The organism is Celeribacter sp. (genome assembly GCF_048270365.1).
Taxonomy (GTDB): domain Bacteria; phylum Pseudomonadota; class Alphaproteobacteria; order Rhodobacterales; family Rhodobacteraceae; genus Celeribacter.
Genome location: NZ_JBLWTA010000054.1, coordinates 1 through 8,863, shown reverse-complemented (window position 1 = coordinate 8,863; position 8,863 = coordinate 1). Strand labels below are relative to the sequence as shown.

The window sequence follows — 8,863 nt, the reverse complement described above, 5'->3', positions numbered from 1 at the left end:
GGGCAGAACTTCGCGCTTCTCAGCGGCGTGACGACGGGACATTCCGTGATCTCCTTATTTAGGACGCTTAGCGCCGTATTTCGAACGACGCTGTTTACGGTCTTTGACGCCCTGGGTATCCAGAACACCACGCAGGATGTGGTAACGGACACCCGGAAGGTCTTTCACACGGCCGCCACGGATCAGAACCACGGAGTGCTCCTGAAGGTTGTGGCTTTCACCGGGGATGTAAGAAATGACCTCGAAACCGTTGGTCAGGCGCACCTTCGCAACTTTCCGCATAGCGGAGTTCGGTTTTTTCGGGGTGGTGGTGTAGACGCGCGTGCAGACGCCGCGCTTCTGGGGGCATTGCTCCAAGTGCTGCGACTTGGAGACCTTACGTTTGGGCTGACGCGGTTTGCGGATCAGCTGTTGAATCGTTGGCATAGGGGTATCCCGTTCCTAGATTTTTGTGAACCTCGGCATGACCAAGATGGCCGTTCCGGGGCGATTACGATGTTCGATGTGCCACTTGCGTCCAAATAGCACGAAAACCCGCAATCGTTCCCATTCCGAGGTGAACGACGCGGTGAGTTCCCAGAGGATCAGTGCGCCTTAAATTGCCCTGATCTTGATCACTACGATTTAGAAGTCGGCGGGCGGGGACGTCCCCCTGGTGCCGGATGGCTCGCCGTATATGGAGAGTCGAAGCGCTTGTCAACACTCGCGCCGGGATTGTGGTCTGATGCGCCGTTATCCCCCGCGTCGCCGCAGACGCGCCTCACGCAGGACGGTGTAAATCCCTGTCCCCGCAATAATCGCAGCGCCCGCAAAAGCCAAGCCATTCGGCCATTCGCCAAAGGCAAAAAGCCCGATCAGCAAAGCCCAGACCAGCGCCGTATAGCGAAATGGCGAGACGAAAGACATTTCCCCCACCCGCATCACGGCCACAGAGGAGACATAGCCCACGATCAGGAAGGCCGCCGAGCCGAAAATCTGCGCCCCGGCCTTTAGATCCATCGGCGCCCAGCCCTGTCCAATCGACGCAATCCCGGTGCAGATCCAGACGGCAGTGATCGCCCCGAAGGTCACCGTCGAATTGGGTACGCTATGATGCATCTTGCGCACGATGATGTCCCGGAGCGTGACGCAGAGCATCGCCAGAACCGCAAAGAGCGCATAACCGCTGAACCCATCCGTGCCCGGCTGAACGATCAACAACACGCCCGCGAACCCCACGCCAATCGCCACCATCCGGCGCCAGCCCAGAGGATCGCGGAACAGCATCCAACCGGCGATGGTGATCGACAAAGGCATGGTCTGCATGATCGCGGTGGCATTGGCCAAGGGCATATGGCTGACCGCCGTCAGGAAACACATCGCGGCCCCCACCTCGGCCATCGAGCGGATGACAACGAGCGTCCAATCCTGACGCGACAAATTGAACCGCACCGGGCCGATGATCGGCGCGAGCACGGCAAAGAGCATGACGAAATTCAATGAGGCCCGCAGGAACAGCGCCTGAAACAAAGGCACCTCCGCCAAGGCACCCTTCATGAAACTGTCGTTGGTGGTAAAGGCCGCCATCGACAGCGACATGATCACCGCCCCGCGCGTATTGTCCGGCAATTTCGACAAGAGATTGAGCATGCTTGCCCCTTTCCCTTCTCCGCTATCATCGCTTTTGCGCCACGTGAAGGGGGGACGTGAAGAGGGCTCGCGTCGGGCTTGCCCACAAACAGACAGCATGCATAGTGGCTGTCATGTTTGACCCCGGAGTTCAGAGGACAAAGACCAAGCCGTGAAAGAGCGTCTCGTCACCACGACCATGCGCAACGAGGGGCCGTTCATTTTGGAATGGGTCGCCTGGTATCGCATGTTGGGTTTTGATCATCTTGTGGTGTTCTGCAACGATTGCGACGACCATTCCCCGGCACTGTTGCAGGCGCTCGATACGGCGGGCCTCCTCACGGCCGTTGCCTATACGCCTGACCCCGATCTGCCCGTCAAACGCAGTTACCTGAAACAGATGTCCGAACACCCGCGCGTCCGGGCGGCGGAGTGGGTGTTCAACATCGACGTGGACGAGTTTCTCGTGATCCACAAAGGCGACGGCCTGTTGCCAGATCTGTTCGATGCGTTCGACATGGCGCAAACCCATGCCATCGGCATCCATTGGCGTTGCTTTGGCGACAGCGGCTATTTCTCATGGGACGATGTGCCGACCCATCGCCGCTTTACCCTCGCCTCCGAAAGCCTCCACCCGGGCAATGCTTTCTTTAAGACATTGGTCCGGGAGCCAACGGAATTCTGGCGCATCGGCATCCATTCCCCGAAAGGCTGGCGTGGCGAAGGGCGTTGGGGCGTGGCGCCCAATCTCCTGAAACGCTGCGATGGCCGCACCATGCGGAGCTATCATCCGAAAGACAGCCCGATCATGAAAACCGGCGCGCAATGGATCACCCATGACTATGCCCAGCTCAACCACTACGCCACGCGCACGCGCGAAAGCTATGCGTTGAAAAAGGGCACGCCCTCATCGGCAGCGAACAAGAACCGCTATACCTCAAGCTTTTTCAACAGCAAAAATCGCAATGACACAGAGGATCAAAGCGCGTTGAAATATGCGGCTCGGTTCGATGCGGCCCATGCGGAGCTGACCGCCCTGCCCGATGTGCTTCGCCTGCATCATCTATGTTGCGTGGATTACCTCGAGCGGTTGGCGGTGGTGCATGGTTTTGACGCAAAAGAAGATTCGCGCTGGCAGCATCATCAGCAGTACATATAAGACCCTTCGCGACAGTCACATGTCGATTAAACCTCAGGAAATCTTATGCGTAGCATTCTACCGTTTCTATTCGTCGCAGTCATTTCAGGGTGCACACCCTCAAATCCTGCAATCTCATTCGTGGCAGAAGATACATCCTCACTGGTTGTTTTCTCCGACCAAATTAAGAGCACGAAGCTTCTCAGCAATGAGGACCAATACACAAACGATACCCAATACGTCATTTCTATCAAACTTGATGACGAAGCAGCGCAGGAATTTGGGTCGTTTAGCCAAGACCGCGTTGGCGAAACCATAGATGTTCGGGTCTGTGGCGTGACGGTTGTGTCACCTTATCTGCATAGCGCAATTTACGGTGGGATGTTCCAAATTACGGCTCCTGACCAAGATGAGGCCAAACGGATTAGATCGATCCTTCTAGGAAAGGCGGACTGCCCTCAAAATTAAGCCGCGTTTTTTAAAGCTGCTTTAAAACTCAAAAGGCCCCGCGTTTCCGCAGGGCCTTTCTCATTTCATATCAGATCGACTTAATCGTCAGAGGAGCCTTCCGGCGTGTCCACGACCAGCGTGTCGTCGCCAAAGCTCGTGTCCGTGTCCATCACCGGAGCGGCGAGTTGGGCGGCGGCTTCGGCCTCTGCACGGGCCTCTTCGATCACCACGCTGTCGCGTTCGGCGGCGATGCGACGGACGCGTTGTGTCGCGCCACCCGTACCGGCCGGGATCAGGCGGCCCACGATGATGTTCTCTTTGAGACCCACCAGCTTGTCGCGCTTGCCTTGGACAGACGCTTCCGTGAGCACCCGCGTGGTCTCCTGGAAGGAGGCCGCGGAGATGAACGACCGCGTTTGCAGAGAAGCCTTGGTGATCCCCAAGAGGATCGGCTGACCTTTCGCGGCACGCCCGCCTTTGCTTTCCGCTTTCGCGTTGGCTTCGTCGAACTCGGCCTTATCAACCGCTTCGCCTTTGAGCAAAGTGGTGTCCCCGGAGTCGGAGATTTCCCACTTCTGCAGCATCTGGCGCACGATGACTTCGATGTGCTTATCGTTGATCTTCACACCTTGCAGACGATACACGTCCTGCACTTCGTCGATCATGTAGTTGGCCAGAGCCTCGACACCCATGATGGCGAGAATGTCGTGCGGCGCAGGGTTGCCGTCCATGATGTACTCACCCTTCTGGATGAAGTCGCCTTCAGCCACAGGGATGTGTTTGCCTTTCGGCACCATGTATTCGACGGTTTCCTTGGTCTCATCCGACGGTTCGATCGAGATGCGGCGCTTGTTCTTGTAGTCCTTGCCGAAGCGCACATAGCCATCGACTTCTGCGATGATGGCGTGGTCTTTCGGACGACGGGCTTCGAACAATTCGGCCACACGCGGCAGACCACCGGTGATGTCCTTGGTCTTCGCACCCTCACGCGGGATACGCGCAACCACGTCACCGGCCTGAATGTCCTGACCTTCCTCGATGGAGAGGATGGCGTCCACGGACATCAGATAGGTCACCGGGTTGCCCGCTTCGTTGCGCATGGGTTCGCCATCTTCGCCGAGGACAAGGATCTCCGGTTTCAGATCGCCACCACGCGGCACGGAGCGCCAGTCGATCACGATTTTCTGCGTCATGCCGGTTGCGTCATCGGTCTCGTCACGCACGGAAAGGCCCGTGATGAGGTCGACGAATTTCGCTTTACCGGATTTCTCCGCAATGATCGGCAACGTGTACGGGTCCCACTCAAAGAGTTTCTCGCCGCGGGACACGGTCTTGCCCTCTTCCGCAAACACCTTGGTGCCGTAGCCCAGCTTGTAGGAGGCCCGCTCCACGCCGTTCTCGTCCACGATGGCGAGCTGCATGTTCCGGCCCATGACGATTTTCTCGCCATGTTTGTTTTCCAACAGGTTGGACTCGCGGAAGACGATCTTGCCCTCCTGGTTGGCTTCCTGGAAGGACTGCTGACCACCCTGAGCCACGCCGCCGATGTGGAAGGTCCGCATCGTCAGCTGCGTGCCCGGTTCACCGATGGACTGAGCCGCGATGATGCCGACGGCCTCACCTTGGTTCACCAGCGTACCGCGAGCAAGGTCACGACCGTAACAGGCCGCACAAACGCCCTCTTCGGCCTCACAGGTCAGCGGGCTGCGGATGCGCATGGAGGCCACACCCGCCTCTTCGATCGCATCAGCTTTGCGCTCGTCGATCAGCTCGTTTTTGGACACCAGCACCTCGTCGGTGCCCGGACGCAACACGTCGTCGGCGGACACACGGCCAAGGATACGCTCAGCCAGAGTTGCCACGACCTCACCGTCGTTGACAGCAGCTTCCGCCGTCACCGCACGGTCGGTGCCGCAATCCACTTCGCGCACGATGCAGTCCTGTGCCACGTCGACGAGACGACGGGTCAGGTAACCGGAGTTCGCGGTTTTCAAAGCGGTATCCGACAGACCCTTACGGGCACCGTGGGTCGAGTTGAAGTACTCGAGCACGGTCAGACCTTCTTTAAAGTTCGAGATAATCGGCGTTTCGATGATCTCGCCCGACGGTTTCGCCATCAGGCCGCGCATGCCGCCCAGCTGTTTCATCTGGGTGACAGAACCACGCGCCCCGGAGTGGGCCATCATGTAGACCGAGTTCGGTTCCATTTCGGCACCGTTCTCGTCATGTTTCGGCGCGGAGATGGTGTTCATCATCGCCTCGGTGACCTTGTCGTTACACTTGGCCCAGGCGTCGACGACTTTGTTGTACTTCTCGCCCTGAGTGATCAGGCCGTCCATGTACTGTTGTTCAAAGTCTTTCACCTGATCGCGGGTTGCATCCACGATCGGCCATTTGGTCTCCGGGATCACCATGTCGTCCTTGCCGAACGAAATGCCGGCTTTGAACGCTTCTTTGAAGCCCAAGGACATGATCTGGTCACAGAAGATCACGGACTCTTTCTGACCGCAGTAACGGTAGACAGTGTCGATGACGCGCTGCACGTCTTTCTTCCGCAGAAGCTGGTTCACCAAAGCGAACGGCGCTTTTGCGTTCAAAGGCAGCAGCGTGCCGAGACGCAGACGGCCCGGGGTCGTCTCGTGACGCTCCCAAACTTCCTGACCATGCTCGTCGATCTGCTTGATCCGTGCGGTGATCTTGGCGTGCAGGTGCACTTCGCCAGCGGTCAGCGCATATTCGACCTCTTCGATGTCGGAGAAGACCATGCCTTCACCCTTCATCCCATCACGCTGCATGGTGATGTAGTAGAGGCCCAAGATCATATCCTGCGACGGCACGATGATCGGCGCGCCGTTGGCGGGCGACAGCACGTTGTTCGTGGACATCATCAGGACGCGGGCTTCGAGCTGTGCCTCGAGAGACAGCGGCACGTGAACGGCCATCTGGTCGCCGTCGAAGTCGGCGTTGAACGCCGAACAGACGAGCGGGTGCAGCTGGATCGCTTTGCCTTCGATCAGCGTGGGCTCAAAAGCCTGGATGCCGAGACGGTGCAGCGTCGGCGCGCGGTTGAGGAACACCGGGTGCTCGCGGATCACCTCATCGAGGATGTCCCAGACTTCCGGACGTTCTTTTTCCACCAGCTTCTTGGCCTGCTTCACGGTCGAAGACAGACCTTTGGCTTCAAGCCGCGAGTAGATGAACGGCTTGAACAGTTCGAGCGCCATCTTTTTCGGCAGACCACATTGGTGCAACTTCAGTTCCGGGCCGGTCACGATGACCGAACGACCGGAGAAGTCGACGCGTTTGCCCAAAAGGTTCTGACGGAAACGACCCTGTTTACCCTTCAGCATGTCGGAGAGCGATTTCAGCGGGCGTTTGTTCGCACCGGTGATGACGCGGCCACGACGGCCGTTGTCGAACAAAGCATCGACGGATTCTTGCAGCATCCGCTTTTCGTTGCGGACGATGATGTCCGGCGCACGCAGTTCGATCAGGCGTTTCAGACGGTTGTTCCGGTTGATCACACGACGGTAGAGATCGTTGAGATCGGAGGTCGCGAAACGGCCACCGTCGAGCGGCACCAGCGGGCGAAGCTCTGGCGGGATCACGGGGATCACGGTCAGGATCATCCACTCCGGGCGGTTGCCGGATTCGAGGAAAGATTCCACGATTTTCAGACGTTTGATGATCTTCTTGGGCTTCAGCTCGCCGGTCGCTTCCTTGAGGTCTTCGCGCAGCTGTTCTGCGGTGGATTCAAGGTCGATGTTCGACAGCATTTTACGGATCGCTTCGGCGCCGATGTCGGCCTCGAATGCGTCCATGCCGTAGAGGTCTTGCGCGTCCATGTACTCTTCTTCGGTCATCATCTGACCGTAGGAGAGGTCCGTCAGACCCGGTTCGATCACCACGTAGTTTTCGAAATAAAGCACGCGTTCCAGATCGCGCAGCGTCATGTCGAGCATGAGGCCGATCCGGGAGGGCAGCGATTTCAGGAACCAGATGTGCGCGACAGGGGCGGCCAGTTCAATGTGGCCCATGCGCTCGCGACGCACTTTCTGGAGGGTGACTTCAACACCACATTTTTCGCAGACAACGCCGCGATATTTCATACGCTTATATTTGCCGCAGAGACATTCGTAGTCTTTGATCGGGCCAAAAATCCGCGCACAGAACAGACCGTCACGCTCCGGCTTGAAGGTCCGGTAGTTGATGGTCTCGGGCTTTTTGATCTCCCCGTAGGACCACGACAGAATGCGCTCCGGCGACGCCAGAGAGACCTTGATCTCGTCAAACGTCGACGGTTGCGCCAGCGGGTTGAACGGGTTGGTTGTGAGTTCCTGGTTCATCTTGTGAGTTCCTCAGATTGTCTCGGAAAGGGAGGGAGGGTAAAGGCCGAAGCCCTTACTCCTCACCCTCCGAGTCCAGGAGTTCCATGTTGAGGCCGAGGCCACGGACTTCTTTGACAAGCACGTTGAAGGATTCCGGCACGCCGGCTTCAAAGTTGTCTTCGCCCTTGACGATCGACTCGTAGACTTTCGCACGACCGGCCACGTCATCCGACTTGACCGTGAGCATTTCCTGCAGGGTGTAGGCGGCACCGTAGGCTTCGAGGGCCCAGACCTCCATCTCCCCGAAACGCTGACCACCGAACTGCGCCTTACCACCGAGCGGCTGCTGGGTGACGAGGGAGTACGGACCCGTCGAACGGGCGTGAATCTTATCGTCGACGAGGTGGTGAAGTTTCAGCATGTACTTCTTACCAACCGTCACCTTACGGGCGAATTGCTCGCCGGTGCGACCGTCGAAGAGGACGGACTGACCGGAGGTGTCGAAACCGGCACGGCGCAGAGCGTCGTTGATGTCGGCCTCTTTCGCACCGTCGAAGACCGGGGTCGCGATCGGCACACCGTTGACGATGTTCGATGCTGCCTCGATGAGAAGCTCGTCGTCCATGCCGGCGATGCCCTCTTCGTAGACTTCTTCGCCATAGACGAATTTCATCGCATCGCGCACCGGGGTCATGTCTCCCGAACGGCGGTATTCAGACAGAGCGTCATCCACCTGGATGCCCAGACCGCGCGCGGCCCAGCCCATGTGAATTTCGAGGATCTGACCGACGTTCATACGCGACGGCACACCCAGCGGGTTGAGACAGAAGTCAACGGGCGTCCCATCGGCGAGGAACGGCATGTCTTCCATCGGAACGACGCGCGAAACCACACCTTTGTTGCCGTGACGACCGGCCATCTTGTCGCCCGGCTGAAGCTTGCGCTTCACGGCGATGAAGACTTTGACCATTTTCATCACGCCCGGCGGCAGGTCGTCGCCACGACGGACTTTCTCGACCTTGTCTTCGAAACGGTGCTCAAGCGCTCGTTTCTGAGCCTCATACTGAGCGTTCAGCGCCTCAACGATGGTTGCATCGTCCTCGTCTTCGAGGGCGAGTTGCCACCACTGGCCGCGGGACAGCATGCCCAGCAGTTCGTCATCGACGGTCACACCGGCTTTGACGCCTTTCGGACCCTTCGCGATCACTTTGCCCATGATCAGGTCTTTCAGACGCGCGTAGATGTTGCGGTCCAGAATGGCCATCTCGTCGTCGCGGTCACGCGCCAGACGTTCGATTTCCTCACGTTCGATTTGCAGCGAACGTTCGTCTTTCTCGAC

The 8,863-nt window shown here is 58.3% G+C and carries 5 protein-coding genes and 1 pseudogene; 2 read left to right on the top strand and 4 right to left on the bottom strand.

The genetic code is table 11. The features are described 5' to 3' along the window. Window positions 1-54: 54 nt before the first annotated feature. On the bottom strand, window positions 55-426 hold the full coding sequence (gene rpsL / locus ACN0X0_RS22350; RefSeq protein ID WP_008204009.1) for a 30S ribosomal protein S12: 372 nt from the start codon (window positions 424-426) through the stop codon (window positions 55-57). Between the two features lie 306 nt (window positions 427-732). Next, window positions 733-1,629 (bottom strand): DMT family transporter, encoded by an 897-nt coding sequence (locus ACN0X0_RS22345; protein ID WP_417281047.1) that lies wholly within the window; start codon window positions 1,627-1,629, stop codon window positions 733-735. A gap of 151 nt (window positions 1,630-1,780) precedes the next feature. Between ACN0X0_RS22345 and ACN0X0_RS22340 the strand changes: the two genes are divergently transcribed. After that, the gene (locus ACN0X0_RS22340; protein WP_417281046.1) at window positions 1,781-2,767 is read left to right on the top strand and encodes a glycosyltransferase family 2 protein; all 987 of its coding nucleotides are present in this window, start codon (window positions 1,781-1,783) and stop codon (window positions 2,765-2,767) included. A gap of 45 nt (window positions 2,768-2,812) precedes the next feature. Next, window positions 2,813-3,214, top strand: a complete 402-nt coding sequence (locus ACN0X0_RS22335) for a SecDF P1 head subdomain-containing protein (protein WP_417281045.1) — start codon at window positions 2,813-2,815, stop codon at window positions 3,212-3,214. An 80-nt stretch (window positions 3,215-3,294) separates the two neighbouring features. Here the strand turns inward: ACN0X0_RS22335 and rpoC are convergent, their stop codons facing one another. Both rpoC and ACN0X0_RS22325 read right to left on the bottom strand, forming a co-directional pair. Next, window positions 3,295-7,542 carry a DNA-directed RNA polymerase subunit beta' gene (gene rpoC / locus ACN0X0_RS22330; protein ID WP_417281044.1) on the bottom strand — a complete coding sequence of 1,416 codons (4,248 nt, stop codon included), beginning with the start codon at window positions 7,540-7,542 and terminating at the stop codon, window positions 3,295-3,297. 55 nt (window positions 7,543-7,597) lie between these two features. Further along, window positions 7,598-8,863: pseudogene (locus tag ACN0X0_RS22325) on the bottom strand (DNA-directed RNA polymerase subunit beta); the annotation flags it as partial.

Coding starts and splice junctions, on each gene's coding strand:
- ACN0X0_RS22335 (WP_417281045.1), top strand. CDS start 2,813: ATGCGTAGCATTCTACCGTTTCTATTCGTCGCAGTCATTTCAGGGTGC.
- rpoC (WP_417281044.1), bottom strand. CDS start 7,542: ATGAACCAGGAACTCACAACCAACCCGTTCAACCCGCTGGCGCAACCG.
- rpsL (WP_008204009.1), bottom strand. CDS start 426: ATGCCAACGATTCAACAGCTGATCCGCAAACCGCGTCAGCCCAAACGT.
- ACN0X0_RS22345 (WP_417281047.1), bottom strand. CDS start 1,629: ATGCTCAATCTCTTGTCGAAATTGCCGGACAATACGCGCGGGGCGGTG.